23 protein-coding genes, 1 tRNA gene and 1 other RNA gene are annotated in these 26,524 nt (G+C 63.9%); 17 read left to right on the top strand and 8 right to left on the bottom strand.

Annotation, left to right across the window (positions count from 1 at the left end; genetic code table 11):
* Nucleotides 1-69 precede the first annotated feature (69 nt).
* Nucleotides 70-2,865: a pyruvate dehydrogenase (acetyl-transferring), homodimeric type gene (gene aceE / locus HMPREF2734_RS07350; protein ID WP_070570165.1), complete on the bottom strand. Its 2,796-nt coding sequence runs from the start codon at nucleotides 2,863-2,865 to the stop codon at nucleotides 70-72.
* A 195-nt stretch (nucleotides 2,866-3,060) separates the two neighbouring features.
* Between aceE and HMPREF2734_RS07345 the strand changes: the two genes are divergently transcribed.
* The 3 genes from HMPREF2734_RS07345 to HMPREF2734_RS11785 all read left to right on the top strand — a co-directional run bounded on the left by HMPREF2734_RS07345 (nucleotide 3,061) and on the right by HMPREF2734_RS11785 (nucleotide 4,486).
* Nucleotides 3,061-3,465 (top strand): DUF3052 domain-containing protein, encoded by a 405-nt coding sequence (locus HMPREF2734_RS07345; RefSeq protein ID WP_246816793.1) that lies wholly within the window; start codon nucleotides 3,061-3,063, stop codon nucleotides 3,463-3,465.
* Nucleotides 3,466-3,529: 64 nt separating this feature from the next.
* Nucleotides 3,530-3,605, top strand: a tRNA-Val gene (locus HMPREF2734_RS07340).
* A 269-nt stretch (nucleotides 3,606-3,874) separates the two neighbouring features.
* Nucleotides 3,875-4,486, top strand: a complete 612-nt coding sequence (locus HMPREF2734_RS11785; RefSeq protein WP_141740818.1) for a hypothetical protein — start codon at nucleotides 3,875-3,877, stop codon at nucleotides 4,484-4,486.
* A gap of 489 nt (nucleotides 4,487-4,975) precedes the next feature.
* Here the strand turns inward: HMPREF2734_RS11785 and HMPREF2734_RS07335 are convergent, their stop codons facing one another.
* From HMPREF2734_RS07335 to HMPREF2734_RS07315, 5 genes are all read right to left on the bottom strand, one after another.
* Nucleotides 4,976-5,866 carry an IS1249 family transposase gene (locus HMPREF2734_RS07335; RefSeq protein ID WP_256374916.1) on the bottom strand — a complete coding sequence of 297 codons (891 nt, stop codon included), beginning with the start codon at nucleotides 5,864-5,866 and terminating at the stop codon, nucleotides 4,976-4,978.
* 260 nt (nucleotides 5,867-6,126) lie between these two features.
* Nucleotides 6,127-6,522, bottom strand: coding sequence for a hypothetical protein (locus HMPREF2734_RS12060; RefSeq protein WP_070570161.1), 396 nt, complete (start codon nucleotides 6,520-6,522; stop codon nucleotides 6,127-6,129).
* 30 nt (nucleotides 6,523-6,552) lie between these two features.
* Nucleotides 6,553-7,518 carry an SURF1 family cytochrome oxidase biogenesis protein gene (locus HMPREF2734_RS07325; protein ID WP_244268622.1) on the bottom strand — a complete coding sequence of 322 codons (966 nt, stop codon included), beginning with the start codon at nucleotides 7,516-7,518 and terminating at the stop codon, nucleotides 6,553-6,555.
* A 6-nt stretch (nucleotides 7,519-7,524) separates the two neighbouring features.
* A complete protein-coding gene (locus HMPREF2734_RS07320; RefSeq protein ID WP_070450800.1) occupies nucleotides 7,525-7,992 on the bottom strand; it encodes a low molecular weight protein-tyrosine-phosphatase in 468 nt (155 codons plus the stop codon).
* On the bottom strand, nucleotides 7,979-8,614 hold the full coding sequence (locus HMPREF2734_RS07315) for an HAD hydrolase-like protein (RefSeq protein WP_070450802.1): 636 nt from the start codon (nucleotides 8,612-8,614) through the stop codon (nucleotides 7,979-7,981). Before HMPREF2734_RS07315 ends, HMPREF2734_RS07320 begins: the two co-directional genes overlap by 14 nt.
* Before the next feature lie 36 nt (nucleotides 8,615-8,650).
* Between HMPREF2734_RS07315 and HMPREF2734_RS07310 the strand changes: the two genes are divergently transcribed.
* From HMPREF2734_RS07310 to HMPREF2734_RS07265, 10 genes are all read left to right on the top strand, one after another.
* Complete coding sequence (locus tag HMPREF2734_RS07310; RefSeq protein WP_070570159.1) at nucleotides 8,651-9,787, top strand: Nif3-like dinuclear metal center hexameric protein; 1,137 nt, start codon at nucleotides 8,651-8,653, stop codon at nucleotides 9,785-9,787.
* A gap of 10 nt (nucleotides 9,788-9,797) precedes the next feature.
* The gene (locus tag HMPREF2734_RS07305) at nucleotides 9,798-10,487 is read left to right on the top strand and encodes a zinc ribbon domain-containing protein (protein WP_070422131.1); all 690 of its coding nucleotides are present in this window, start codon (nucleotides 9,798-9,800) and stop codon (nucleotides 10,485-10,487) included.
* Nucleotides 10,488-11,648, top strand: coding sequence for a bifunctional RNase H/acid phosphatase (locus tag HMPREF2734_RS07300; protein WP_070570158.1), 1,161 nt, complete (start codon nucleotides 10,488-10,490; stop codon nucleotides 11,646-11,648).
* Between the two features lie 198 nt (nucleotides 11,649-11,846).
* Nucleotides 11,847-12,863 carry a LacI family DNA-binding transcriptional regulator gene (locus HMPREF2734_RS07295; protein ID WP_070570156.1) on the top strand — a complete coding sequence of 339 codons (1,017 nt, stop codon included), beginning with the start codon at nucleotides 11,847-11,849 and terminating at the stop codon, nucleotides 12,861-12,863.
* Nucleotides 12,860-14,392, top strand: a complete 1,533-nt coding sequence (locus tag HMPREF2734_RS07290) for a sugar ABC transporter ATP-binding protein (protein WP_070570154.1) — start codon at nucleotides 12,860-12,862, stop codon at nucleotides 14,390-14,392. The genes HMPREF2734_RS07295 and HMPREF2734_RS07290 overlap by 4 nt, the downstream gene beginning before the upstream one ends.
* Nucleotides 14,389-15,360 (top strand): ABC transporter permease, encoded by a 972-nt coding sequence (locus HMPREF2734_RS07285; protein WP_070570152.1) that lies wholly within the window; start codon nucleotides 14,389-14,391, stop codon nucleotides 15,358-15,360. Before HMPREF2734_RS07290 ends, HMPREF2734_RS07285 begins: the two co-directional genes overlap by 4 nt.
* A gap of 45 nt (nucleotides 15,361-15,405) precedes the next feature.
* Nucleotides 15,406-16,329: a D-ribose ABC transporter substrate-binding protein gene (locus tag HMPREF2734_RS07280; protein WP_070422136.1), complete on the top strand. Its 924-nt coding sequence runs from the start codon at nucleotides 15,406-15,408 to the stop codon at nucleotides 16,327-16,329.
* Entirely contained in the window at nucleotides 16,329-16,697 is a 369-nt protein-coding gene (locus HMPREF2734_RS07275) for an RbsD/FucU domain-containing protein (RefSeq protein ID WP_070422137.1), read from the top strand. Before HMPREF2734_RS07280 ends, HMPREF2734_RS07275 begins: the two co-directional genes overlap by 1 nt.
* 61 nt (nucleotides 16,698-16,758) lie before the next feature.
* An RNA gene (rnpB, locus tag HMPREF2734_RS07270) (RNase P RNA component class A) lies at nucleotides 16,759-17,160 on the top strand.
* 26 nt (nucleotides 17,161-17,186) lie between these two features.
* Entirely contained in the window at nucleotides 17,187-18,572 is a 1,386-nt protein-coding gene (locus tag HMPREF2734_RS07265) for an RNB domain-containing ribonuclease (RefSeq protein ID WP_070570236.1), read from the top strand.
* A gap of 21 nt (nucleotides 18,573-18,593) precedes the next feature.
* Here the strand turns inward: HMPREF2734_RS07265 and HMPREF2734_RS07260 are convergent, their stop codons facing one another.
* Entirely contained in the window at nucleotides 18,594-19,775 is a 1,182-nt protein-coding gene (locus tag HMPREF2734_RS07260) for a galactokinase family protein (RefSeq protein ID WP_070570149.1), read from the bottom strand.
* Nucleotides 19,776-19,859: 84 nt separating this feature from the next.
* On the opposite strand from HMPREF2734_RS07260, the gene HMPREF2734_RS07255 reads away from it, so the two are divergent.
* On the top strand, nucleotides 19,860-20,066 hold the full coding sequence (locus HMPREF2734_RS07255; RefSeq protein ID WP_070422140.1) for a hypothetical protein: 207 nt from the start codon (nucleotides 19,860-19,862) through the stop codon (nucleotides 20,064-20,066).
* 18 nt (nucleotides 20,067-20,084) lie between these two features.
* Here HMPREF2734_RS07255 and HMPREF2734_RS07250 read toward each other — a convergent pair whose 3' ends face one another.
* The gene (locus tag HMPREF2734_RS07250; RefSeq protein ID WP_070570147.1) at nucleotides 20,085-21,686 is read right to left on the bottom strand and encodes a CYTH and CHAD domain-containing protein; all 1,602 of its coding nucleotides are present in this window, start codon (nucleotides 21,684-21,686) and stop codon (nucleotides 20,085-20,087) included.
* A gap of 142 nt (nucleotides 21,687-21,828) precedes the next feature.
* Here HMPREF2734_RS07250 and HMPREF2734_RS07245 point away from each other — a divergent pair, with 142 nt between their 5' ends.
* Genes HMPREF2734_RS07245 through HMPREF2734_RS07235 form a run of 3 tightly spaced genes read left to right on the top strand, consistent with a single transcriptional unit; the run spans nucleotide 21,829 to nucleotide 26,473 of the window.
* Entirely contained in the window at nucleotides 21,829-23,163 is a 1,335-nt protein-coding gene (locus HMPREF2734_RS07245) for a glutamine synthetase family protein (RefSeq protein ID WP_070484049.1), read from the top strand.
* Entirely contained in the window at nucleotides 23,163-26,171 is a 3,009-nt protein-coding gene (locus tag HMPREF2734_RS07240; protein ID WP_070570145.1) for a bifunctional [glutamine synthetase] adenylyltransferase/[glutamine synthetase]-adenylyl-L-tyrosine phosphorylase, read from the top strand. The genes HMPREF2734_RS07245 and HMPREF2734_RS07240 overlap by 1 nt, the downstream gene beginning before the upstream one ends.
* Before the next feature lie 35 nt (nucleotides 26,172-26,206).
* Nucleotides 26,207-26,473, top strand: a complete 267-nt coding sequence (locus HMPREF2734_RS07235) for a hypothetical protein (RefSeq protein WP_070422144.1) — start codon at nucleotides 26,207-26,209, stop codon at nucleotides 26,471-26,473.
* Nucleotides 26,474-26,524 lie beyond the last annotated feature (51 nt).

The raw sequence follows: 26,524 nt of genomic DNA, 5'->3' as shown, positions 1-26,524 counted from the left end.
CGAGCCACCTCACACAACGAAAACCGCCCCAGCCAATGAAAACAGGCCGGGGCGGTGGAGGTCAGAGAACTACTCGGCGGCGTTCTCCGGGCCCTCGTCGTCGGAGTCGAGGGTCGGCTTCGCGGCGGTCGGATCGTCGATCTTCAGATCCTTTGCAGCCTTCGCCACAACATCGCGATCGATCTTGCCTTCGTTGGCCAGGCCCATCAGGGCGGCGACGGCCATGGACTCGGCGTCGATGTTGAAGAAGCGGCGGGCGGCTTCGCGGGTGTCGGCGAAACCGAAGCCGTCGGCACCAAGCACGATGTACTGGCCCGGGACGTAGGCGCGAATCTGCTCCTGCAGGTCGGAAGCGAAATCGGAGGTCGCGATGTACGGGCCTTCGGTCTGCTTGAGCTGCTTGGTCGCAAATGCCTCTTCAACCTCTTCGCCCGGGTTGCGGAGCTGCTCGGCAGCCTTGCGCTGACCCTCACGGGCGAGTTCGGTCCAGGAGGTGACGGAGTAGATCGCGGCGCCGACGTTGTACTTCTCCTGCAGGATCTCCTGGGCGCGCAGTGCCTGCTGCATACCCACGCCGGAGGCGAGCAGGGAGACCTTGTGCTCGAGGTCCTTGCCTTCGTCGTAAAGGTAGATGCCCTTGTGCAGGCCCTCAACGTCGAGGTTGTCCGGGCGTGCCGGCTGGTGGTGCGGCTGGTTGTAGACGGTGATGTAGTACATCACGTCCTCGTCCTTGTCCGCGCCCTGGCCGTACATGCGCTCGATGCCCTTGGAGATGATGTACGGCATCTCGTAGGCGAACGCCGGGTCGTACGGGATGACGGCCGGGTTGGTGGATGCCAGGATCGGGGAGTGGCCGTCCATGTGCTGCAGGCCCTCTCCGAAGAGGGTGGTGCGGCCGGCGGTTGCGCCGACGATGAAGCCGCGGCCCATCTGGTCGCCGGCGGCCCAGAAGTTGTCGCCGGTGCGCTGGAAGCCGAACATCGAGTAGAAGATGTACATCGGGATCATCGGCTCGCCGTGGGTGGCGTACGACGTTGCTGCTGCGATGAAGGATGCGGAGGAGCCGTCCTCGTTGATGCCTTCGTGCAGGATCTGGCCATCGGTGGACTCGCGGTAGGACAGCTGCAGGTCGTGGTCGACCGGCACGTAGTTCTGGCCGTGCGGGTTGTAGATCTTCTGGGTCGGGAACCAGGAGTCCAGGCCGAAGGTACGGGCCTCGTCCGGGATGATCGGGACGACGCGCTTGGCCAGCTCCTTGTCGCGCATGAGCGCCTTGAACGTGCGCACGAGCGCCATGGTGGAGGCGACTTCCTGCTTGCCGGAGTCCTTGAACAGTGCCTTGAAGGTCTTTTCAAAGTCAGGCTGCTCGAGTGGGGTGTACTGCTCCCGACGCTCCGGCAGGTAGCCGCCGAGTTCCTCGCGGCGTGCCTTGAGGTACTTGATCTCCTCGGCGTCCTCGCCCGGGTGGTAGTACGGCGGCAGGTACGGATCCTTTTCCAGTTCTTCGTCGGAAATCGGGATCTGCTGCTTGTCGCGGAAGAGCTTCAGGTCTTCCAGGGCCAGCTTCTTCATCTGGTGGGTTGCGTTGCGGCCCTCGAAGTTGTGGCCGAGGCCGTAGCCCTTGACGGTGTGGGCGAGGATGACGGTCGGCTTGCCCTTGGTCTCCAGGGCGCGCTTGTAGGCGGCGTAGACCTTGCGGTAGTCGTGGCCGCCGCGGCGCAGGTTCCAGATCTCTTCGTCGGTCATGTCTTCGACGAGCTTCTTGGTGCGCTCGTCGCGGCCGAAGAAGTGTTCGCGGACGTAGGCGCCGTCGTTGGCCTTGAAGGTCTGGTAGTCGCCGTCCTTGGTGGTGTTCATGATGTGGACGAGTGCGCCGTCCTCGTCCTTCTCAAGCAGTTCGTCCCACTCGCGGCCCCAGACGACCTTGATGACGTTCCAGCCGGCACCGACGAAGAAGCTCTCCAGTTCTTGGATGATTTGGCCGTTGCCGCGCACTGGGCCGTCGAGACGCTGCAGGTTGCAGTTGATCACGAAGGTGAGGTTGTCCAGACCGTAGAGGGAAGCCATCTGGATGAGGCCGCGGGATTCGGGCTCGTCCATTTCGCCGTCGCCAAGGAACGCCCAGACGTGCTGCTGGTCGGTGTCCTTGATGCCGCGGTCCTGCAGGTACTTGTTAAAGCGTGCCTGGTAGATGGCGTTCATTGGGCCAAGGCCCATGGACACGGTCGGGAACTCCCAGAATTTCGGCATGCCGTGCGGGTGCGGGTAGGACGGCAGGCCGCCCTGCTCGCGGGAATGCTCCTGGCGGAAGCCGTCCAGGTCGTCTTCGGAGAGGCGGCCTTCGAGGAAGGCGCGGGCGTACATGCCTGGGGATGCGTGGCCCTGGAAGAAGATCTGGTCGCCGCCCTGTGGTGCGTCTTTGCCCTTGAAGAAGTGGTTGAAGCCAACTTCGTAGAGGGCTGCCGCGGAGGCGTAGGTGGAGATGTGGCCGCCAACGCCGATGCCCGGGCGCTGTGCGCGGTGCACCATGACGGCTGCGTTCCAGCGCATCCAGCGGCGGTAGCGCTTCTCAATTTGCTCGTCGCCAGGGAATTCCGGCTCGAGTTTGGTTGGGATGGTGTTCACCAGGTCCGTGGAGGACAGCGCCGGCAGTGGTACTCGCTTGGCGTTGGCGCGCTCAATGAGGCGAAGCATGAGGTAGCGGGCGCGCTCCGGGTCGGACTCCTCGAGCAGGCCGTCGAGGGAGTCCATCCACTCTTGGGTTTCCTCCGGGTCCGCGTCATGCAGGTAGGAAGCTACGCCTTCGCGCAGCGACAGGATATTCGTATCGACGTCAGAAGCGTTCTTCACGCGACCATCGATCATCTCGGTGTCCTTTTCGGCCACTTCAACCTCCTGGGTTCATCGGGGCAATACACCGACAAGGATACGTTCTTTTGCTCGCTAGTTCTTACATCGGATGGCTTTTGGTGAGACTAATTGTTGGTTTGTCGCCATTGAGCACGGTGGGGCGGTATGCTGACGTGCATTCGTACAACTACAACTGGAGGATTTAGACACTTGAGTGCCACAGGAGTGGACACCTACGCCGACCGTTTTGGGGTTGGCCCCGACCTTGTCGTTCAGGAGATCGGCTGGGGTGAGGATGCGGATTCGTCCATCTCGGAAGCCATCGAGGATGCCATCGGAGCAATGCTTCTTGACGACGACACCCTCGAGCCCTGCGACCTCGTCCTCCTTTGGTTCCGTGAAGGCGACGGTGACCTTGTCGATGAACTCGTCGACGCCACCCGCAACCTCGGCTCCGGTGGCCGCATCTGGCTGATGACGCCCGGCGCCGGCTTCCCGGGTGTTGTCGCACCGGGCCTGATCGCAGAGTCTGCCCAGTTGGCCGGTCTGCTGCAGACCAAGGCCGACCGCTTCGGCGACTGGCAAGGCTCTTGCCTCGCCGCCCCCAAGCGGTAGTTTCCGGCGTGTAACCTGCGGGTTTCCCGTTTTCGCTAATGCTTTGGTAGTGTTACCGGGCAGCGCGCCGTTAGCTCAGCTGGAAGAGCAACTGGTTTACACCCAGTAGGTCGGCGGTTCGAGCCCGTCATGGCGCACCAGGTCAAGGCCCCTCTTCGGAGGGGCCTTTTCGTAGCTTGGTGTGAGTCCGCAGGCTGGGGTTAAGGCGGGTTAAGGCTCAAAAAGTGTGTCTGCTATCGGCGTGACATTCTCATTAATGCTCTGCCGTTCATTGGGCGAAAGAATATGTTACCGTCATCTCACAAGGCGTCTTAAGTGAGCAAGAGCTCACAGGACATCTCGACAGAGCAAGCTCTCGCAGAATATTCTTAGAAAGAGGTTAGGAATGCGCCTACTCTTTAGAAGGGCATTGGCAGTTGCACTTTCGGTATCGGCGCTAGGAATCTCCTCCCCTACGACGGTAACGGCAAAGCCAATTGACGTCGCCGAGGCGCAGATGTTATTTGCCGAGGATTCGAACCTCACCGTGGCTGAAGAGGCATCTTTTAGGGCGATGGACAGGTATGTTGATTTTGAACATGCACGGTTTGATTATCGAGCAGCTCAGTCGGATCCAGACGTGGATTCCGGTGTACTGAATGAGTTCTCAGGAACTCTTCTTGCGCAAGGCTGGAATGTTGACGCGGACGAATCAGACCTAGCGATTCTTGAACGCGAAGCGGATGCTATCGAACCGGCTATTCAGTTTTACGATGCATGTCAAGGACGGAATGGGTTCCAAAAGCTACCACCCGGTGTCTTGCTAAATAGCTGCGCGGCATCTGCACTCCAGAATGCGTACGCCGCTGGCGCTGGTGTTGCCGCGTTAGCTGCGTTAATTACTGCAGAAACAGGTGTAGGCGGGGTTCTTGCTGGCGCTATTGCTGGAGTCTTAGCGGCGGAATCTGGCATTTTAGGCATCTGCGGTTCGTGGAATCGAGGAATTAGACTTTTCCCTGGTGGAATTTGTTGGTCACAGTAGGTATAAATGCGCTTGCTACGTGTTGTCATCGGTATCATTATCGCTATAGGTGTTATCCTGAGTATTATTCAGGTAGCACTTTCTGCGTGGTCTAATCCGATTTTGTCCGTAGGTCCCATTTTATCGATTACAGGTGCTCTAGCGGGCATTTTGTACGTAGTCTTGGTGAGATACCGTAAACGAGACAGAGGCTAGTATATTCAAATTCTTGCTTCCTGCGTGAGCCGCTACTCTATAACTACTATTTGAGCGTTAAGGGTCAAAAAGGGTGTCTAGCTCGGCGTGTCGCGAGGGTTAGATGTGGCCTTTTTGGATGCCGATTGAGTGGGTGTAGTTGGTGTCGATAGCGCCCTCGTAGAAGGCTGGTCGTCGAAGTTTCGTGGTCGGCTTGGTTCTCGTTTCGGGTCAGGGGGGATACTTTGGCCAGTTAGTCCTGACCCCAGTTGGGCTGCCCGGCGATCTCAACGGGGTCGTCAGGCAGTTCCGTTTTTAGGTAGAGCCACCAATCCAACATGCGGCGTTGATGTTCCCGGATCTTCCCCGGTGGGTGCGGGCCAGCAGTTTCAACTGGGCGTTGATTCCGCCTTCCGGCTGTTTGGTGGCTTTGATCCGGCTGGCGTCGAGCACACCGTCGGGTGGGGCGAGGTAGACCAACAGTAAGTTGCCCCGCCATAGGTGGTTGAGGCTGTTGTAGGCCTTGCGAGTGCGTTCATGAGTCCATGACCAGGCGCGTTGCCGTGTCGCCGGGTCGGTTGTGAACGTTTTCTGGTTCATCCAGTCACGGTAGATAGTGCCGTATTCGTGCAGTTGCGCACCCCACGCGGCCGCCTCGTCAAGATCGGTGATCTTCGTGAGGTTGAGCGCGATCTGGTAAATCGCTCGTCCTGCATCGGTGCGGGGACGTGCGGTGGTGTGCCGGCGCACCACGCGTTGGGCGTGGACGAGGCAGCGCTGCACTTTCGTTGTGGGCCAGCATGCCTTGATTGCGCTGGCAGCGCCTTGGCCGCCGTCAATGACAGGGATCAGGGGCGCGGGGATACGTTCGAGCAGTCGTTGGTAGTCGCGGGTGGTTTCACGTGTGCACCAGTGCCAAGCGATGACGTGATCCAAGGTGGCAGCAACAATCAAGCATCCGCCGGCGGTGTAGGTGCCGTCAAGAAAGACCTGGTCGTAGACCCAGCCTTCGTGCCCGATCGTGGGATCGGGGACATCAACTAGCCAGAAGTGTTCAAACCGGTGTTGCAGCGTACGCGGATGACATCCTGCTCCGGCGGCAGCGGTTTCCAAGCTCGCACCGGTTGTGAGGTGGGTGATAAATGCTGCGAAGGCAGCGGAGTTGGTGATATCGGGGAGCTGCTTGGTGGTGGAAGCGCCGCACATTTTGCACCGTCACCGGCTGCGGTTGGCGGAGGTCTTACCGTTGCGTTTCATTTCCCCACCGCATTGGCAGCGTGGTCTGTTCTTCGGCATTGATCAAGCCAACACCAGCCCCTACCACACGCTGCTGTCACCCCCCGGTTTTTCGTCACCATGGCGCGGATATAAGCCCCAGGAGCATATACTTTCAGGAAAACCCCCGATCATCTCAAACAAATCGACGAATCCAGACACACATTTTGTCGCTTAACCCGAACCGGTACCTAGAGCGATCGGTTCTCGATGGCGGCGAGGATGCCCAGTTCGAACGCCGGGGTGTTGCCGTCGAACTCCACGTCTGCGACGTCCCATTCGGAGAACTGCACCCGAGCGGAGCCGGTGGTGGCGGTGGGGGAGTCGGGGACGATGGAGATGTCGTGGAGAGAGTGGCCAAGCGCGGCGCAGGCTAAGCCGGCGCGGGCTGGCAAAGTACCGCCGTCGGACAGGGCGAAAAGGGGCTGGCCTTCGGGGTCGGTGAGAAGCGACAAGGTTGCGAAGGGGCGGTTGGCGAAGGCGACGGCGTGGTCGAAGGCGGCGTCTTCAATATCGGCAGGTTCGACGCCGGAGGCGGGGACGACGAAGGCGTCGGCGAGGGTGCGGAGGACGGAATCGAGCGACATCAAAACCCCTTCAGAGACCATGGGACAGAGTTAGCGTTCTTGTTCCTTATCGTAAGCCTTGGCCCACGGGTTGGTGCGGGAAGAACCGTAGCGCTGGCGGGAACGCGTAGGAGCCGCAGTCGGGGTCTGAGCGGACGGCGCCGGGGCGGTTTCTTCGCCGGGGACAGGGGAAGGCTCGGGGCCGCTGCCGGCCACGGTGTCGTCGTTAAGCAGTTGCTTCTGCTCCTCGACGTAGCGGCGGCGTTCGCGGCTTTCGGAGAACAGGAAGTAGAGCAGGGCGCCGGGGGCGGCGACGCCGAACAGGATCCACTGGAGGCCGTAGGAAAGGTGGTTGCCGGTTTCGAGTTGGGGCAGGGGGATGGCGGTGAGGGTGCCGGGTTGGTCTGAGAGTAGTTGGAGGTACGGCTCGACCATGTCCGCCCCCGCGTCGACTCCGGTCAGCTCCCCAACCTGGGTGGGGTTGATGGAGTGGACCATGTCGAAGCCCTGGTCGTGGATGGGCGCGGTCGGGTGGGTCGCTTCGGCGGCGCGCAGCATGCCAGTGATGGTGACGTCGCCGGTAGGTGCTGCGTCGATGTCCGGCACACCGGTGGAGCCTTCGGCGGGGACCCAGCCGCGGTTGACAAGGATGGTGCGGCCGTCGTCAAGCGTGAACGGCGTGAGCACCTGGAACGCAGGGGTGCGGTCGACGGAACGCAGGCGAAGCAACACGTCGTTGCCCGTGTAGTGGCCGGTGGCGACCACACGTGACCATTCGTCGGCGGGGGCGAGCGTGGTGCCGGGCAGGCGGTCCACCAGCGGTTCGGGATCGTGGTCGAACGCCGCGGAGATGTGTTCGTTGCGCTCGACTAACTGTTCGTTCTTGCCGAGTTGCCAGGGCGCGAGGAACGTGAAGGCAAAGTAGGAGAAAATGCCGACGACGATCGCCGCGATGATCCAGCCGGGGTTGAGCAGTTGGCGCCACCACGGCTTTTGGGAGGACTTGTTGGCATTCACGCCCACTTAGCCTAGCTGATCGCGCACCCAGCGGATAATGCCGTCGGCGGCGGCTTCGATCTGCTCGCGCACCACGGTGAAGCCCTCGGGCCCGCCGTAGTACGGGTCGGCAACGCCAGCGCCCTCAGGTGCGGCGGGGTCGAAGGAGCGCAGCAGACGGACCTTGTCTTCGGGCACGCCGCGCACGACCAACTCCGACACGTGGTTGGTGTCCAGCGCGACGATCAGGTCGGCTTGCTCCTGCTCGTAGCCAAACTGTTGGGCGCGGTGGGCTTCGCCGTCGTAGCCGTGGTTGGCCAGTTCGCGCCGGGCGCGTTCGTCGGCTTTGTGGCCGACGTGCCAGTCGCCGATGCCTGACGACGACACGCGCACCGCATCGCCCAGTCCCGCGTCCTCCAATTTGGAGCGCACGATGACCTCCGCCATCGGGGAGCGGCAGATGTTGCCAGTGCAGACGAAATCAATATGCAGCACGGATGATCCTTTCCAACTCGGTCGCGTCCGATGCTACGTAGGTCGCCTCGTCCCATTCGGGTGTGGCACCGTAACCCCAGGTCACGGCAACACTCGGGATGTCGAAGGTGGTGGCGCCGGTGAAGTCGTGGGTGCGATCCCCAATCATCAGGGGACGTTTTGGCGCGACGTTGTCCAGCACGTACCGGATCACGTCGGCCTTCTTGGCGCGTACGCCGTCGTTAGATGCAGCGCCCAAAAAGTCGATGTGTTCGAGCATCCCTGCGCGCTCGAGGGCGGCTCGCGCGAAGCGTTCGCTTTTCGACGTCGCCGTGCACACCCCAAAACCTTCCCCCTTCAACCTGGCCAGCAGGTCGGCCATGCCGTCGAAAACCTCGAAGCGTTGCCAGCCTTCGGTGGACATGTAGGCGGAGTAGGCCTGCATGGCTTGTTCGACCTGGTCAGGCGACATGCCGAGCGCGCGCATCGATTCCGGCATCGGTGGCCCGGGGATGCGTTTGATGAACTCCTCGTCCGGTTTATCCCAGCCCACGGCCTCTAATCCGAGGAGGAATCCGTGGCGGATGCCGGGGAATGAGTCGATGAGGGTGCCGTCGACGTCGAAAAGCAATGTGGTGTTCACACCTCACCACTGTTCCAAATTTGTAGGCTGGCTGCCATGACTGCTGTGACTGTGCAAGACGTTGTTGATGCCCTCGAGGCTGCCTACCCGCCGGCGTTGGCGGAAAGTTGGGACCAGGTTGGCCTGGTTTGCGGTGATCCGGATGCTGAGGTGACCAAGGTTGCGTTCGCGTTGGATTGCACGCTGGAGGTCGCCGAACGGGCCGTGGCGCAGGGTGCGCAGTTGCTCGTTGTGCACCACCCGTTGCTGCTGCGTGGGGTGCATTCAGTGGCGGCGAATACCCCGAAGGGCAAGGTTATCCACACGTTGCTGGCTGGCGGCTGCGCGCTGTTCGCTGCGCACACGAACGCCGATTCAGCGCGCCCGGGTGTGTCGGACAAACTCGCCGAACTCGTCGGCATCACCCCAGGGCGTCCGATCAAGCCGGTGCTTCTCGACGCCACCGACCGCTGGGGCGTCCACGTCCCGCCAGCGGATGTCGACGCCCTGAAGCGTGCCCTGTTCGAGGCCGGCGCGGGCGAGATTGGCAACTACCGCGAGTGCGCCTTCACCACCGAGGGCACCGGCGAGTTCACCCCGGTCGAGGGCGCTGACCCCACCGACGGCACGGTCGGCGAGCACTACACCGCACAGGAATTGCGGGTGGAGTTTGTGGCGCCGGCGAGGTTGCGGCGTGGGCTCGTCGATACGCTGCGCGCGCACCATCCGTACGAGGAGCCGGCGTTCGACATCGTGCAGGTGGAGCACACCGCGGATCTGGACAACGCGACGGGCCTCGGGCGCATCGGCACGCTCCCGGAGCCGATGACCCTGCGCGAGTTCACCCAACAGGTGGCCAACGCCCTGCCGGAGACTGCCTGGGGTGTGCGCGCCGCCGGCGACCCGGACCAGATCGTGCAAAAGGTCGCGGTGTCCTCCGGCTCCGGCGACTCGTTCCTTTCGGATGTGTCCAAACTCGGTGTAGACGTGTATGTCACCTCCGATTTGCGCCACCACCCGGTCGACGAGCACCTGCGCGCTGGTGGGCCTGCCGTGATCGATACCGCCCACTGGGCCAGCGAGTTTCCCTGGACCGAGCAGGCAGAGAGTATCGTGGCCCCTCTAGGCGTGGACACCGAGATCCTGCACATCCGCACGGATCCCTGGACCGTGTCCGCGCACCCCGCGAACTAAAGGAGTACCGATGCACCTATCCCAAGACCTGCAACCCGTCCTCCTGGAGCTCGCGCTCGCCGACGCCGCCAAGGGCCAGACGCGCGTTCGTCCCGAAGTCCAAGAGCTACAGAAGCTTCTCGACGAACGCACGCGCATGACCGAGGCTTCCGCCTCCGCCCAACTGGCCGTGGATGACATGGAACTAGAAATCCTGCGCATCCAGGAAGACGAGCGGAAACTGAAGAAGCGCGAACTCGACGACAAGCGCCAGCTCAGTGCAGAGACCGACCCGGAGCGTCGCAAGGACCTGGAGCACGACCGCTACGCCGCGAAGTCGCGCATCGCGGACCTGCTCTACGAACTCAAGGAAGCCCACAACGAGATCGCTGCGCTGCGCAACAACCGCGACATTCACGCCGCCCGCGTCGATGAACTCAACCGCAAGGTCGAGGCCGCCCAGCGCGCCGTCGATGCGTTGCCGGAAGAAGAAGCGGTGGACACCGACGCGCTGCGTTCCCGCCTGCCGGAGGACGTGCTGAAGGCGTACGACGACATCGGCGCCGCCAAGTTCAACGGCCGCGCCTGCGGCGGCTGCTTCATCCAACTCCCGCCGTCCGAGCGCGCCGAAGTACTCGCCGAGCCGGAGGACACCCTGCCGGCCTGTCCGAACTGCGGCACCCTGCTGGTGCGCGTGAACCCGGCCACCGACGAGGTGTAAATGCAGGTCAAGATGTACTGCGACGGCGGCTCCCGCGGAAACCCGGGGGTCGCCGGATCCGGCTCCGTGGTCTACGACGCCGACGGCGAAACCCTCGGTGAGATCGCGTATGTGGTGGGCAAAAAGTCCACCAACAACGTCGCCGAATACTACGGACTGATCCGCGGGCTGGAGGCGTCGCGCGAGGTCGGCGCTACGCGGGTGGACGTCTTCATGGACTCCAAGCTCGTTGTCGAGCAAATGACTGGCCGGTGGAAAATCAAACACCCGGACATGCAACAGCTCGCCCGGGAGGCCCGCGACCTGGCCTCCTCCTTTGAGAAGGTCACCTACACCTGGGTTCCGCGCGCGAAGAACAAGAAGGCCGACGAGTTGTCCAACGTGGCAATGGACGCCGCCGCGCGCGGTGACAGGCCGGGTATTGTGAAGGGCACCGGCGTGTGGGTTGGCGGTGGCAAGGCTTCGGGCCAGGCTGAGAAGCCTGAGGAGAGGCCGGTCGTCGAGAAGAAAAAGCGCGATGCTGCTGGCCACTGGGCTGGAAACTCCGAACCGCGAACGCGGTTCATTCTGCTGCGGCACGGGCAGACGCAGCACTCGGCTGAGATGCGTTTTTCCGGCGTGTCCAACCCAGACCTCACCGATATCGGCCGTGAGCAGGCGAAGCGTGCCGCAGAGGCACTGCGCAGCTTCGGGCGCATTGATGCCATCGTCGCCTCCCCGCAGACGCGCGCTCAGCAAACCGCGCAGTTCGCAGCCGACCTGCTTGGCCTGGAAATCCGGACCGACGAGGGCTTCCGCGAACTCGACTTCGGCGACTACGAAGGGCTGACCCGCGACGAGGCGATTGCGAAGGGTGAGGATACGTATGCGACGTGGCAGGAATCGCCAAACAACGCGCCCCCTGCCGGCGAATCGCTGACGGCGTTTCACCGCCGCGTCACCCGCGCCCGGCTGAAACTGCAGGAGCGCTACGAAGGCCAGAACGTCCTGGTGGTCACCCATATGACCCCGATTAAATCCATGGTCCGACAGGCTCTCGGCGCGAATGCTGAGTTGTTCAAGCACCTGTTTTTGGACCTGGCAAGCATCTCTGTCGTGGACTACTTCGGCGAATTCGGTGTAGTTCGCTGCGTGAACGACGTCGCCCACCACCGCGGGTAGGCCTGCTGCTGCGCAGCGGCCACCAACGCCGCCTTCAAAACCACACGAAAAGCACAGTCAACCCAACGTTCGGGGGTGTGTGGGGTGTGGCGCTATTGACCTAACACTCAGCTGCGGTTTAGGTTGTTCTGCACATGGTGCAAACGTTTGCACGCATCAGTAGCACCCAACAAGATCCGGACACACACGGAGGAACCCATGGCGGGACGGGCCACGTTGCGCGAGGTTGCGCTCGACGCGGGCGTGTCGCCGTCCACGGTGTCGCGGGCGCTGGCGGGAAACCCAGCGATCTCGAAACGGACCCGGGACCGGGTGTTTCATTCCGCGGCGAAGTTGAATTATGTGCCGAATCTCCAGGCGAGGGGGCTGCGCTCGGCAGCGTCGACAGCCGTGGGGCTGACCATCCCGAGCCTTGTCAATCCGTTTTTTGCCCAGATGGCGGCGTCGATTCAGCAGGCGGCGGACACCGATGGTTTTTCGGTGATGATTGCTACGACCAACGAGGACGCCGGCCAACTCGACGCCGCCTTGCAAACGTTTAGCGGCCAGCAACTCGCCGGGGCGATCATCGTGCCGTCGATGCATAGCGCGCCGATGGTGCAGTCGCTACTGGACCGGGGCCAGCGGATTGTGCAGGTGGATCGGGTGCTGCCGGGGCTGGAGGTGCCGTCGGTGATTACGGACGCGCGGCCTTCCATAAGCAAGGCCGTCCAGCACCTCAAAGAGAACGGCCACTCGCAGATCGGTTACATCGCGGGACCGTCGAGTACGTCGACGGGGCTACAGCGCCTGGAAGGCTTCCACGACGCGATCCGCGAAACCCCAGAGACGAACGGTCTGATCTTCCGCGGCGGCTACAGCAGCGCGGAGGGCTTTGCAGGCGCTACTGACCTGCTCAAACGTGGCGCGACGGCGATTATCGCGGGGGATTCCATGATGACGGTCGGCGCGCTGCAGTACGTCCTGGACCACAAGATTGGTCTGGGCGAGGACCTCGCGCTGGTTGGGTTTGATGACCAGCCGGCATTTCAGATGCAGCCCGTTCCGTTGACGGTAATTGAGCAACATGTGGAGGACGTCGGCAGACGTGCGTGGGAGAAGATCGCCGCGCTGATCCGCGGGGAGCCGACCTCGCAGCACGAGGTGTTACCCACCACATTGACTATCCGAGAATCCAGCAATTTCAACTTCACTCCAAGGAGGTGCAGCAGATGACCACAGCGGTAAAACCCCTGATCAGGTTGGACGGCATTTCGAAGTCGTTCGGGCCGATCAACGTGATTGATAACGTCTCGCTCGCGGTCGAGCCGGGTCGCGTGCTTGCGCTGCTCGGCGAGAACGGCGCGGGTAAATCCACGCTGATCAAGATGATGTCGGGCGTGTATCAGCCCACCTCGGGGCGCATTCTTATCGACGACCAACCGGTCACCCTGCCCGACACCAAGGCCGCAGAAGCGCACGGTATTGCCACGATCCATCAAGAGTTGAACCTGGTGCCGACGCTGTCGGTGGCAGAAAACATCACGCTCGGGCGCACGCCGCGCCGGGCAGGGTTGGTGAACTTCAAGGAGATGCGCCGCATCGCCGCTGAAGCCATCGACCGCATCGGCCTGAAGGTGGACCTGGACACGCCGGTCGGCGAGCTCGGTATTGCGCGCCAGCAGTTGGTTGAGATTGCAAAAGCATTGTCGATGGATGCGCAGGTGTTGATTCTCGACGAGCCCACCGCCGCGCTTACCGGCCACGAGGTTGACCAGTTGTTCATGGTGGTCGACGACTTGAAGGCCAACGGGGTGGGCATGGTGTTCATCTCGCACCACTTAGACGAGATCGCACGCATCGCCGACAGTGTGGCGGTGCTTCGCGACGGCAACTTCGTCGCCGAAGTCCCCGCCACCACTCCAGAGGCGGAACTCGTGCGCTACATGGTCGGCCGCGACATCGAGGACCAGTACCCGAAGGTGGACAAAACCATCGGCGAGCCGCTGCTCACCGTGGAAAACCTCACCTCGGAGGGCAAGTTCAAGGACGTCTCCTTCGAGATCCGCGCCGGCGAGGTCGTCGGCCTGGCGGGTCTTGTCGGCGCGGGCCGCACTGAGGTCGTACGCGCGATCGCGGGTGCCGACCACGTCGATTCCGGCACCGTTGCCATCAACGGCGAGCCGCTCCCGTCCGGCTCCGTCGCTCAGGCGATCAAGCGCGGCATCGGCCACGTGCCCGAGGACCGCAAGGCGCAAGGCCTCGTGCTTGGTGCCACGGTGGGGGAGAATATTGGCCTGGCCACGTTGCGGTCGTCGTCACGCGCGGGGATTGCGGATGTGCGTGGTCAGCGCAAGCGTGCGGATGACGTCGCAAAGCAATTGCGCGTGCGCATGGCCGGCATCGACCAGGAGATCCGCAACCTGTCCGGCGGCAACCAGCAAAAGGCCGTGTTCGGTCGCTGGGTGCTGGCGGGCTCGAACATTTTGCTTCTCGACGAACCCACGCGCGGTGTCGATGTCGGCGCCAAAGTGGAGATCTACAACATCATCAACGACATCACCCAGGCCGGCGGCGCGGTGCTCATGGTGTCCTCGGAACTGCCCGAGGTCATCGGCATGTCGGATCGCATCCTGGTGATGTCCGGCGGCCGCATCGCAGGCGAACTGCCCGCGGGTGCCACCCAGGACGAGATTATGGCGCTGGCGGTGTCCAACGTCGAAGACCACGTCGAAACACTGACAGAAACGGAGGCCCGCGCATGACGGGAACGACTACGGATGAGCGCTTGAGTACTCGCCAGCGCGTCATCAACTGGATCATGAACAACGGCGCGCTCGTCGGCCTGATCGTGCTGTGCATCGCGCTGTTCATCGCCACCCCGCACTTTTTGACGGTCAACAACCTGATCAACGTGGGCGTGCAGGCCGCCACCGTGGCCATTTTGGCGTTCGGCATGACGTTCGTCATCGTCACCTCTGGCATTGACCTGTCGGTCGGCGCGGTAGCGGCGCTCAGTGCCATGGTCTCGGCGCACTTCTTCGTCGAGGCAGGCCTGCCCGGTTGGATCACGCTGATCGCGGGCCTGCTCACCGGCTTTGCTGCCGGCGCGGTCAGCGGTATCGCCACCGCCTACGGCAAACTCCCGGCGTTCATTTCCACCCTGGCCATGATGTCCATTGCCCGCGGTGCGACCCTGGTGATCTCCCAGGGCTCGCCGATGGCCACCGCCGACGAGGTGAACTGGCTCGGCTCCAACGCCGGCAAGTTCCCTATCCCGATTCTGATGATGCTGCTGGCCGGCGTGCTGTGCTGGTTCATCCTCTCGCGCACCGTGCTGGGTCGTTCCATGTACGCCATCGGCGGCAACGAGGAGGCCGCGCGCCTGTCCGGTATCCCGGTCAAGCGTGTGCTCGTCGCCGTGTACGCACTCAGCGGCCTGTTCGCCGCGCTTGCCGGTTTGGTCATGGCGGGCCGCCTGTCGTCCGCGCAGCCGCAGGCCGGTGTGGGCTACGAACTCGACGCGATTGCCGCCGTGGTCATCGGTGGTGCGTCGCTGGCCGGCGGCACCGGTAAGGCCACTGGCACGCTTGTCGGCGCGATCCTGCTCGCCGTGATCCGCAACGGTCTGAACCTGCTCAATGTCAGCTCGTTCTGGCAGCAGATCGTCATCGGCGTGGTCATCGCAGCAGCCGTCGGCTTCGACGTGCTGCGCAAGAAGACCACCGTTTAACCCCTGAATTAGACCCCCTTTTCACAACTTCAAGGAGAACCCGAAATGTCTTTCGCTCGTAAGGCCACCGCCATCGTTGCTGCTGCGGCGATGACCCTGTCGCTTTCCGCCTGCAACCGCGACTCCGCCGACGAGGGCGCGGTCACTCTGGCGCTGTCCACCCAGACCAACCCGTTCTTCGTCCAGCTTCGCGACGGCGCCCAGGAGAAAGCCGACGAGCTCGGCATCGCCCTGAACGTCCAGGATGCATCGGACGACGCTGCGACCCAGATCGACCAGCTCAACAACGCGATCACCTCCGGCACCGACGCCGTGATCGTCAACCCGACCGACTCCGATGCCGTCGTCCCGGCTGTCGAGGCCCTGAACAACGCCAGCATCCCGGTCATCGCCGTGGACCGTTCCTCCAACGGCGGCGACGTCGCCTCCTTCATCTCTTCCGACAACGTCGCCGGCGGCAAGCAGGCAGCCGACGAGCTGGCCAAGGCCATCGGCGAAGAGGGCGAGATCCTGATCCTGCAGGGCATCGCCGGCTCCTCCGCCTCTCGCGACCGCGGTAAGGGCTTCAAGGAGGGCATTGCCAACTACCCGAACATCAAGGTTGTCGGCGAGCAGACCGCCAACTTCGACCGCACTGAGGGCCTGAACGTTGCCACCAACCTGCTGCAGGCCTACCCGAACGTGAAGGCCATCTTCGCGGAGAACGACGAGATGGCTCTCGGCGCTATCGAGGCGCTTGGTGATCGTGCCGGTAAAGATGTGAAGGTCATTGGTTTCGACGGCACCATCGACGGGCTCAAGGCAGTCACCGACGGCCGCATGCACGCCACCATCGCTCAGCAGCCGGGTGAGCTCGGCGCCCGGGCGGTTGAGGAGGCAGCGAAGCTGCTTCGCGACGAAGACGCCACCGCCATCGTCCCGGTCGACGTTGTCACCGTGACCAAGGAAAACGTAGGCGACTTCGAGTAATGCGCAAGACAGGCATTCTCAACGCCCAACTGGCCCGCGCGATCAACGGCCTCGGCCACACCGACACCTTCGCTGTAGCGGACTGCGGCCTGCCCATCCCCGCCGGGGTAGAGGTCGTGGACCTCGCGCTGGTCTTCGGCGTGCCCCGCTTTGCCGATGTCGTCGAAGCGATTCTGGATGAGGTTGTGGTGGAAGGTGCGGTCGTCGCTACGCAAGCGCCCGATGAGGTCGCATTACTTTGCGACGACCCCACCCGCGTCGACCACGAACACCTCAAACAGGCCCTTGCGGACTGCAAGTTCGTGGTCCGCACGGGGGAGACGACCCCGTACGCCAACATCATCTTCCGCAGCGGGGTCCCGTTCTAACCCGGCGTGTTTGTGGCGGTTCCGCTCTCACGCCCTAAAGGCGTATGCTTTAGACCGCGAATGAGCCGGCCGGGCGGCCGCGGCGGCGCGAACCACCTCAGCATTGAGGCAGGCGCACGTCGAGGAAAGTCCGGACTCCACACGGCACGGTGGTTGCTAACAGCAACCCGGAGCGATCCGCGGGAAAGTGCAACAGAGAGTAGACCGCCCCGCCTTGTGCGGGGTAAGGGTGAAAGGGTGCGGTAAGAGCGCACCGGCATGCGTGGCAACACGTGTGGCCAGGTAAACCCCACCGGGAGCAAGGCAAGAACCCCTGCGCGTGCGCAGAGGTCGTCGGATGTGATGAGGCTGCCCGCCCAGTCCGAAGGTAGCTGCTTGAGGCACCCAGCGATGGGTGACCCAGATGGATGGTCGCCACCCCGCTTGCGGGGGACAGAATCCGGCTCATAGGCCGACTCATTCGCCCACTTCGTGGCACGATGGCGTTTTATGAAGCTCTACGCCGCACCCCTGAACTTCCGCGCCATTGCGCGCGAATTCGACGTGCCCACCGACTTTGCGCCATCGTTGCACGCAGAGGCCTCGGAGTTGGTGGACCGTTTCGCAGATGTGCGTATCGACGCCCGCGATATCCCCTTTGTCACCATCGACCCGGCCGGCTCTAAAGATTTGGACCAGGCCGTGTTCGTGGAGCAGCGTGCCGGTGGCGGGTACCGGGTGCGGTATGCGATTGCGGACGTGGCGGCGTTCGTGGACAGTGACTCCGCTGTGCACGAGGAGTCGCTGCAGCGCGGCCAGACGATCTACCTGCCCGACGAGCCGGCACGCCTGCACCCGGAGGAAGTGTCCGAAGGGTCGGCGTCGCTGCTGCCGGACGTGGATAGGCCCGCCGTGCTGTGGACCTTCGACGTGGACGGGGAAGGGGAGGTCGAGTCAGCCCACGTCGAGCGCGCCCTTGTTCACTCGGTGGCGCGCCTGGACTACGAGGGCGTGCACGCCTCCTTGGAGGATGGTTCCGTGCACCCCTCGATTGCGTTGTTGCCGGAGGTTGGCCGGTTGCGTCAGCAGTCGTCGCTACGCAGGCACGCGATCAACCTGCGTGTGCCGTCCGTGCGCGTGGCCCGCGACGGAGACGCCTACGAACTCGCCATTGAGCCGCGCCACCCGATCATGGACTACAACTCGGAGATCTCCCTGCTCACCGGCATGGTTGCAGGCCAGATGATGGTGGACGCCGGCGTGGGGTTCCTGCGTACCCTCCAGCCGGCGTCAGCGGAAAGCGAGGCCGAGTTCCGCCGCGAGGCCCGCAACCTGGGCTTCGACGTCACCGGCGACATTGGCGAGTTCTTGGCCGGCGTGGACGCGGACACCCCGCACGGCATGGCCGTCATGCGCGAAGCTCAGAAACTCCTGCGCGGCTCCGGCTACGTCGACCTGTCCAAGGACGCTCCCGAGGTCCACGCCGGGATCGGTGGCTACTACGCCCACGTTACGGCGCCGCTGCGCAGGCTTATCGACCGCTTCGCCACCGAAGTCTGCCTCGCCATCTGCGCCGGCACACCCGTGCCGGAGTGGGTCACGCGCGACGCCGCACGCATGCTGAAAACCATGGGACGCTCCTCCCAGTTGGCCAACACCGTGGAAAAGGCCTGCCTGCATCTGACCGAAGCGACGGTGCTCGAGCCGTGGGTAGGCCACAACTTCGACGGTGTGACGCTGAAATCCGGCGAGGAGCAGTCCCGCGTGTTCATCGTCGACCCGCCAGTGCTTGCCCCTTCCGCCGGTGCGCCCGAGGAAGGCGTATCCACGAAGTTCTCACTCGTGCACGCCGACATCGACGCCCGCGAGGTCGGCTTCGCCTGGCCCGCGGACTAGCGCTGCGGTCCAGGCGAGTGCTTAGTCCTCGAGGCGGGCGACCTCACCCGGGGTGATCTCCACGACCTCGAGGTCCTTCGCCATGGTGGCGGCGAACTCGTCGGCGGCTTGCACCGGCACGAACGCAATCACCGCGTCGGAGGTACCCGTGGCGGCTGGGCGGGCGGCGACGGCACCACGCTCGCGCGCCAGGGCGACCAGCGCGTCCGGGGTGGTCAGGTCGTGGGCCTCGGACGGGGAGTTCAGCAGCGTGAACAGCTCGTTGGCGCGCCGGGAGCGCAGCGCCTTGGCGGCGGCAAGGGAGCGCAGCGTTTCGGTTTCGCAGAACTGCACCCACTGGCGGGCGACGTCGGGATCGGGTGCGGTCTCGTCGCCAACGGAGCGGCGTGCCTCGACCCACTGGACGACGCGGTTGGTGGCGTCGGGCAGTTGGCGAAGGGATTCGACGCCGAAGTTGGAGCAGGCGGCGTCGATAAACTCGCGGCGGTTCGCAATCGCCTTAGTCTGCACGTCGTACGGCTTGCCCAGTTCCTTGGCCAGGGAGAACACGCGCACGCCGTGGCGGGCGGGGTGGGGCGCTTCGGTCAGTGACCCGTCGGCGTAGTCGAGAACACTTACGCCTGTGCCACCGCCACGCAGGGCCACGGAGTGGCGAGCGCGCAGCACCGCCAGCGATGAGTAGGTGGCTACGGCGTGCGAGCAGATCTCCGCGAGCCGGGTGCGGAAGGGTGCGGTATCGATGTCGCCGTGACCGCCCGCCAACGCCAGCGCGATCGCGGCGTCCGCGGCGTACAGCGAACCGAGGCCGGCACCGAGCGGCACGTCGGATTCCACCGTGATGTCCAGGCCCGCCGTCTCACGCGAGAGCACCTGGCGTTGGATCAGCGACTGCACCAGCCCGGTCCAGCGGCGCGCGAGCGGGTCCTGAATCTCGTCCTCGTGCAGCGCGGCCAGGGTTGTTTCGGCGGTGAACTCGCCGAAGGGGCCGTGGGCGGTGAGGGCGATGGTGTCGTCGTCACGCGGGCTCGCCGCAGCAGCTGCACGTAGCGACGACGTCCCAGCCAACGTCACACCACCAAAGTGGTCAACGTTCTCGCCGATCAACACCCACGTCGCCGGTGCGGATGCCACATGTCCGCTGCCTGGGTGATCTGCGCGGACGCGCTGGGCGGGGGAAGTTTTGGGGGTTTGAAATGCTGCCATTACACGCTCCTTAACGGCCACCACACTACCAACCGTCTCGGTAGGGTAGGGGCGGTAAAAGCAACGAACATAAAGGAGCAGATCATGGCTGACGAGCAGTACTACTACAACCCGTCCACCGGCGAGGTCACCCAGGGCAAGGAAGCATCCTGGGATAACCGCATGGGCCCGTACGCCACGCGCGAGGAAGCCGAAAATGCGCTGGCGATTGCGGCGCAGCGCAACAAAGCAGCGGATGCCGCCGACGAAGCCGACGATGACTGGGGCGAGACCCCTTCTTGGGAGAAGTAATCCCCGCCGGGCCGTGTCTTACGGCTTGATCTTCTTAAACGCCTTGCGCACTTCGCGCACGGTGTCGTCGTAATCGCGAAGCGACGCCTCGCCGCGGTCGAGTTCGCGCTGGTAGAGCATGCCGTAGGAGAAGGTGTCCTCGCCGCGCTCGCGGGCCTCGTTAGCGAGCCGCTCGATGCGCTCGCGTGAGGTCACCGCGTCCTGGAAGTCACCCAACTGGCTTTGCAGCGCCTTGCATGCCTTAGCCAAACGCCCTGCCTTCAGGCCTGCTTCCTGTGCTGCGACGGCGGAGTAGCGCAACTTCTTGGCAGCCTTGCGCACGTCGTGGACGTAATTCTCGCGCTCGTGCAGCGGCAGGGTGGTGTCGTCGTAGTATTCGGCGACCTTCTTGTGGCGCTTCTTCAACTTCTTGTAGCCGCGCTTGAGGTGGTCGTAAAGGACCTCCTTGGATTGCTTCTTCTCCGACTTGGCGCCGTCATCATCCCCAGCGCCGTCACCAACCGCCACTGGCGGCTCCGCCAGCAGGGCATCTACGGCATCCAGCAGCGACATGAACCGCTCGGAGTCCAGCATTTCCACAATGTCGGCGTGGGCGGCCTCGTAGTCGCGTCGCATGTCGTTTGCGATGTGGGTGCGCGCGGTGTCGTCGATAAGACCAGACTCGTCGGAATCCAGCAGGGCGAGGAAACGCTCCTCCACGACCTCCGCATCGCGTGCCACTCCGAGCACGCCGGCGGAGTACTTCAGTTCATCCTCCAGTGTTGCTAGTGCTTCGCCTTCGAGGATGCCCTCGAACGTCTCCAGTAGGGAGCGCATCTCGCGGGTGGCCACGCGCAGTTGGTGGACGGAATCGAACTCATCGGCGCGCACGCGCGGTTCCCAACCCACGATCGCATCGCGCTGTTTGCGTAGCGACGACACCACCGCCGCCGCCGGCGTCCCCTCCTCAACTTCGCCTTGGACGTGTGGGGGCAGGGGAGCGGACTTGATCGAATCCCCAAGCGCCGTGGCCAACTTCGACGGCGAGGAGGACTTCCGTGCACCCGCGGAGATCAGGAAGGAACCTGCCTGGGTAATCAGGTCATCGCCCGCCTCGGTGCCCGCAAGGGCGTCGGCGAGCTCGAGCTCCCATTCGCGCCAGGTGGTGCGCTCACCACCGGGAAGAAGGGACCAGGCGGTGACGTGGTCGTCGCAAAACTCCGCAACCGGGCCATCTTGGCCTGCAAGCGTGATCTCCACGCGGCGGTTATCCACCTGTGCGATCGGCTCGAGCGCTTCCGTGCGCACAATGGCGCGAACCTGGGACAGGAGGGCGTCGGGCACGGTCGTGGGGTCGTCGAGAGGCATGCGCACCTCCTTGCGGCCATCTTCCTGCGGCAACTTGATGTGCCAGCCATCATCCGAACCGCCGGTGCGACGACGCAGCGTGATCTTGGAACGCGTCAGGCGCAGATCGGCCGTGTCGTAGTAGACCGCAGACAGGTTGTGCTCCTGCGTGGACTCAATCGACGTCACCCCCGGCAGTTGAATGAGATCAGGAATGCCGGTGTCCTCATCCACCGCCAACTTGATCTCCACCTCAAGGAAGTTTTGTGGTGCCTGTTCAGCCTGTTCGGACATGGTGCGTGTGTTCTCCTCACCGACGCGGGTTCGACATGTGATCGACGCAGTTTCAGCGCATGTAATGCCTCCGAGTCTAGCGCGCACGCCGATTTGCGCTTGGCCCGTTTTCGAATCGCGGCGCCCGCTACAGTTATGTGCCATGAGCGCCCAAACCGACAACGTGCTGCGACTCGTCGAGCAGCAAGACATTGCATTTATCCGCCTGTGGTTCACCGATATTTTCGGCTCGCTGAAAACGGTGATGATGTCGCCTGCGGAACTCGAGAGCGCTTTCGAGGAAGGCGTGGGGTTTGACGGCTCCTCCATCGAAGGCTTCTCTCGCGTCTCCGAGTCGGACACGTTGCTGCGCCCGGACCCGTCGACGTACCAGCCGTTGCCGTTCGATGAGGACTCTGGTCTGCAGACCGCGCGCATGTTTTGCGACATCACCATGCCCGACGGCGGCCCGCTGTTCGCGGATCCGCGCCAGGTACTACGCCGCCAGATCAACAACGCCCGCGACATGGGATTCGAGTTTTTGGCTAGCCCCGAAATCGAGTTCTACGTGGTCAAACCCGGCCAGGGCGACCAGCCACCAACCCCTGCGGACAAGGGCGGCTACTTCGACCAGGCCAAACGCAACGAGGCCCCGCGCTTGCGTCGGATGGCGGTATCCGCGCTGGAGTACATGGGCATTGTCACCGAGTTCTCCCACCACGAGGGATCCCCAGGCCAGCAGGAGATCGACCTGCGCCACACCGACGCGCTGACCATGGCGGACAACATCCTGACCTTCCGCTATCTGGTCAAGACCGTCGCGGAGATCAACGGGGTGCACGCAACATTTATGCCTAAGCCGTTCGCGGACCTTGAAGGCTCGGCGATGCACACGCACTTCTCCCTGTTCGAAGGCGACACTAACGCGTTCCACGATCCTGATGACGAAATCAGCCTGTCTGCCACCGGCCGCCAGTTCATCGCCGGCATCATCGAGCACGCCAGCGAAATCTCCGCGGTGACTAACCAGTGGGTGAATTCGTACAAGCGCCTCCAGTTCGGCTCCGAAGCGCCCACCGCCGCGACCTGGGGCATTTCGAACCGTTCCGCGATGGTGCGCGTGCCCACCTACCGTCTGCACAAAGCGGAGTCGCGCCGGGCGGAGGTGCGCTCGCTGGATTCGGCCTGCAACCCATACCTGGCATACGCAGCCATCCTCGCCGCTGGCCTGAAGGGGATCGAGGAGGGCTACGAGCTCGACGAGCCGGCACGCGACGACGTGTTCGCCCTGACCCGCCGGGAGCGCCGCGCGATGGGCTACCGGGACCTGCCGACCTCTCTCGATCAGGCGTTGCGCCACCTGGAGCGCTCCGAGTTCATGGCGGAAGTGCTTGGCGAGCAGGTCTTCGAATTCTTCCTACGTGCAAAATGGCAGGAGTGGCACGAGTACACCTCGAAGATCACCCCGTGGGAGATCGAAACGGGGATTGATTTGTAGTGAAGCCCGCGAAACTTGGCCTGACCAGCCCGCGCGCCGCCGAGGATTTAGCCGAGCTCGGTTTTGACACCGAGGAGCTCGGCTACACGTTGGCGGGTTCCGCAGATCCGGATCTGGCGCTGAACAACGCCTACCGCCTGCACGGGGCGCTGGATTCGTGGGACGAGCTGCTTGCCGAACTGCGCGTGAACTCGATCTTCCGCACGCGCTTCTTCGCCCTGCTCGGTGGCTCGACCGCGCTGTCGGATCACCTCATTGCCAATCCTGAGCAGTGGCGTTTGCTTTGCGACGACCTCCCGTCCCGCCCCGACATGTTCCGCACCATGCTCGGCGCGGTTGGCGTGGATGCGGACGGGCCGGGCCTGTATAGGGCTGAGGTGGGTGAGGTTGGCGTCGCAAAGCAAAAGCTCCGCACCGCGCATCGCAACCTGGTGATGCGCGTTGCAGCCGCAGACCTGGCCGGCACCTTCGCCGCGGTGAAGGGCTTCGGCGAGGGCGAACCAATGACGTACGCCTACACCACGGACCGGCTCACGGACCTGGCGGATGCGGCGCTCACGGCGGCACTTGCGGTCGCGGTGCGGGAAGTCTACGGCGACGAGGACATCGACGCTGACCTGGCCGTGATCGCCATGGGCAAGTGCGGCGCGTGGGAGCTGAACTACATCTCGGATGTGGACGTCGTGTTCGTCGCCGAGCCTGTGACCACCAAGATCACGCGCGTGGCCAGCGAGATGATGCGCATCGGCTCCGCCTGCTTCTTCGAAGTGGACGCGAACCTGCGGCCCGAAGGGGCAGCCGGAGCCCTGGTGCGCACGCTTGATTCGCACGTGGCGTACTACAAAAAGTGGGCGCAGACCTGGGAGTTCCAGGCACTGCTCAAGGCCCGTCCGATGACCGGATCGATGGATCTGGGCCAGGCGTATTCGGACGCGTTGTCGCCGCTGGTGTGGGAGGCGTCCCAGCGCGACTCCTTCGTCGAAGACGTCCAAGCCATGCGCCGCCGCGTGCTGGAGAACGTGCCCGCGGACGTGCGCGACCGCGAACTCAAACTCGGCCCCGGTGGGCTTCGCGACGTCGAGTTCGCCGTGCAACTGCTCCAACTCGTGCACGGGCGTATCGACGACACCCTGCGCGCCCGCAACACCCTCGAAGCCCTCGCCGACCTGGCCAAGGGAGGATACGTGGGCCGCGAGGACGCCAAGGTGCTCACCGACGCCTACGAGTTCTTGCGGCTGCTCGAGCACCGTCTCCAACTGCAGCGGTTCAAGCGCACCCACCAACTGCCAGATGCCGATGACGAGAAGCGCAACCGGTGGCTCGCCCGCGCCGCAGGCTTCTCAGCCGGGCCACGCGGTACCGCCCCTGAGGCGATGAACCGACATCTCAAGGCCATCCGCCACGAGGTGGCCACGCTGCACGAGCGTCTCTTCTACCGCCCGCTGCTGGACGCCGTGGTGGACCTCACCGTCGGTGAAGCAACACTTTCCGCCGCCGGTGTGAAGGACCAGTTGGCAGCCCTGGGCTACCGCCACCCGGCGCGCGCGTTTGACCACCTGACCGCGCTGATCAAGGGCACCTCCCGCAAGGCGAAACTGCAGGAGATCCTGCTGCCCACACTCATGCACTGGCTGGCCGACACCGCCGATCCCGACCAGGGCCTGCTCAACTACCGCAAACTCTCCGAGGCAGCGGTGGATCGCAGTTGGTTTCTGCGCATGCTTCGCGACGAAGGCGTGGCCTCCCAACGCCTCATGCACATCCTCGGCACCTCCCCGTACACCTCCGACCTGATCATTTCCGCACCTGACGTGGTGAAACTGCTTGGGGATGGCTCCGCCGGTCCGCGCCTGCTTGAGGTGGCTCCGGATCAGGTGCATAAGGCGATCATTGCCTCGGCGAAGCGCCACCAAGCCGACCCGGAGAAAGCGGTGTCGGTGGCGCGTTCCCTGCGCCGGGCCGAGTTGGCCCGTATCGCTGCGGCTGATCTGCTGGGCCTGATGGAGGTACGCCAGGTCTGTCTGGAACTGACCTACGTGTGGGACGCGGTGCTCGAAGCAGCGCTGCAGGCAGAGGTGTATTCGACCACTGCCGCCGCTGGTCTCGACGAGGCCCCCGCACGAATCGCAGTGATCGGGATGGGCCGGCTTGGCGGCGCCGAGTTGGGCTACGGCTCTGACGCCGACGTCATGGTGGTCACCGAACCAGCAGACGGCGTCGACGAAACAGAAGCCATCGCTTGGGCCACGAAGGTGCTCGACCAGATCCGTACCCGCCTGTCCAAACCATCCGGCGACCCGCCGCTGGAGGTGGACCTGGGTCTGCGCCCCGAGGGTCGCTCCGGACCGGTGACGCGCACCATTGCCTCCTACGTGCGTTACTACCGCGAGTGGGGCGAAGTCTGGGAGCGCCAAGCACTCCTTCGCGCCAACGTCGTCGCCGGCGACCGCGAGGTAGGGGAGCGCTTCCTTTCGGCCATCGCCGAGTTCCGCTACCCCGAGGCCGGCGCAACACCTGCCGATATTCGCGAGATCCGCCGCATCAAAGCCCGCGTGGATAACGAGCGCCTGCCCCGTGGCGCCGACCGGGCCACCCACACCAAACTTGGCCGCGGCGCACTTGCCGATGTGGAGTGGACCGTCCAACTGATCACCATGGCGCACGCGCATCGTCATCACGAGTTGCGCACCCCGTCCACACTCGACGCACTGGACTTCCTCGTGGAGCTCGACGACCCCGAGGTGCTTTCCGCCGACAAGGCGCGAACCCTGCGCACCGCGTGGCTCACCGCGACCCGCGCCCGCAACGCTATTGTGCTCGTCTCCGGCAAGCGTGAGGACCAGCTCCCCGCACCGGGCCCGCAACTGGCCCAGGTCGCTGGCTCTGCCGGATACGACCCCGACGACCAGCAAGAGTTCCTCGAGGACTACCTGCGTATCACCCGGCGCGCCCACCGCGTGGTGGAGGAGGTGTTCTGGGGCGAAAAGCAGTCTCTGGAATTCGACTAGGCGCGGCGGTTGCGGAATCAATAAGCTCTGTGGGCATGGCAGTGAACATGACTATCGACCTTGACAACGCAACCTTCGCCGACCTCGTCGCACTCGTCGACGCCGCCCGCGTCGCCGGCATCGACCCGTCCGCAAAGCTCGAACTCGACGACACGACGCTTAACGTCACCGTCGAGCCGAGCCCGCGCCGGGCATCCACACCGGAGCAGCCGAAGGAGCGCTCGGTGGCACCGCTTGGCGACGCCGCAATCCGCTCCGTCGTGGACATCCTCACCGGCCGCCAGGAGCCCCCGCGCCACTAGCACCCCGGCACCGCCGCAGCACCCCGCCGGTGCGCGCTCACGCGCCACCGC

The sequence above is a fragment of the Corynebacterium sp. HMSC055D05 genome, from assembly GCF_001810365.1.
Lineage (GTDB): Bacteria > Actinomycetota > Actinomycetes > Mycobacteriales > Mycobacteriaceae > Corynebacterium > Corynebacterium coyleae.
This window is presented reverse-complemented; position numbering and strand designations above follow the sequence as displayed.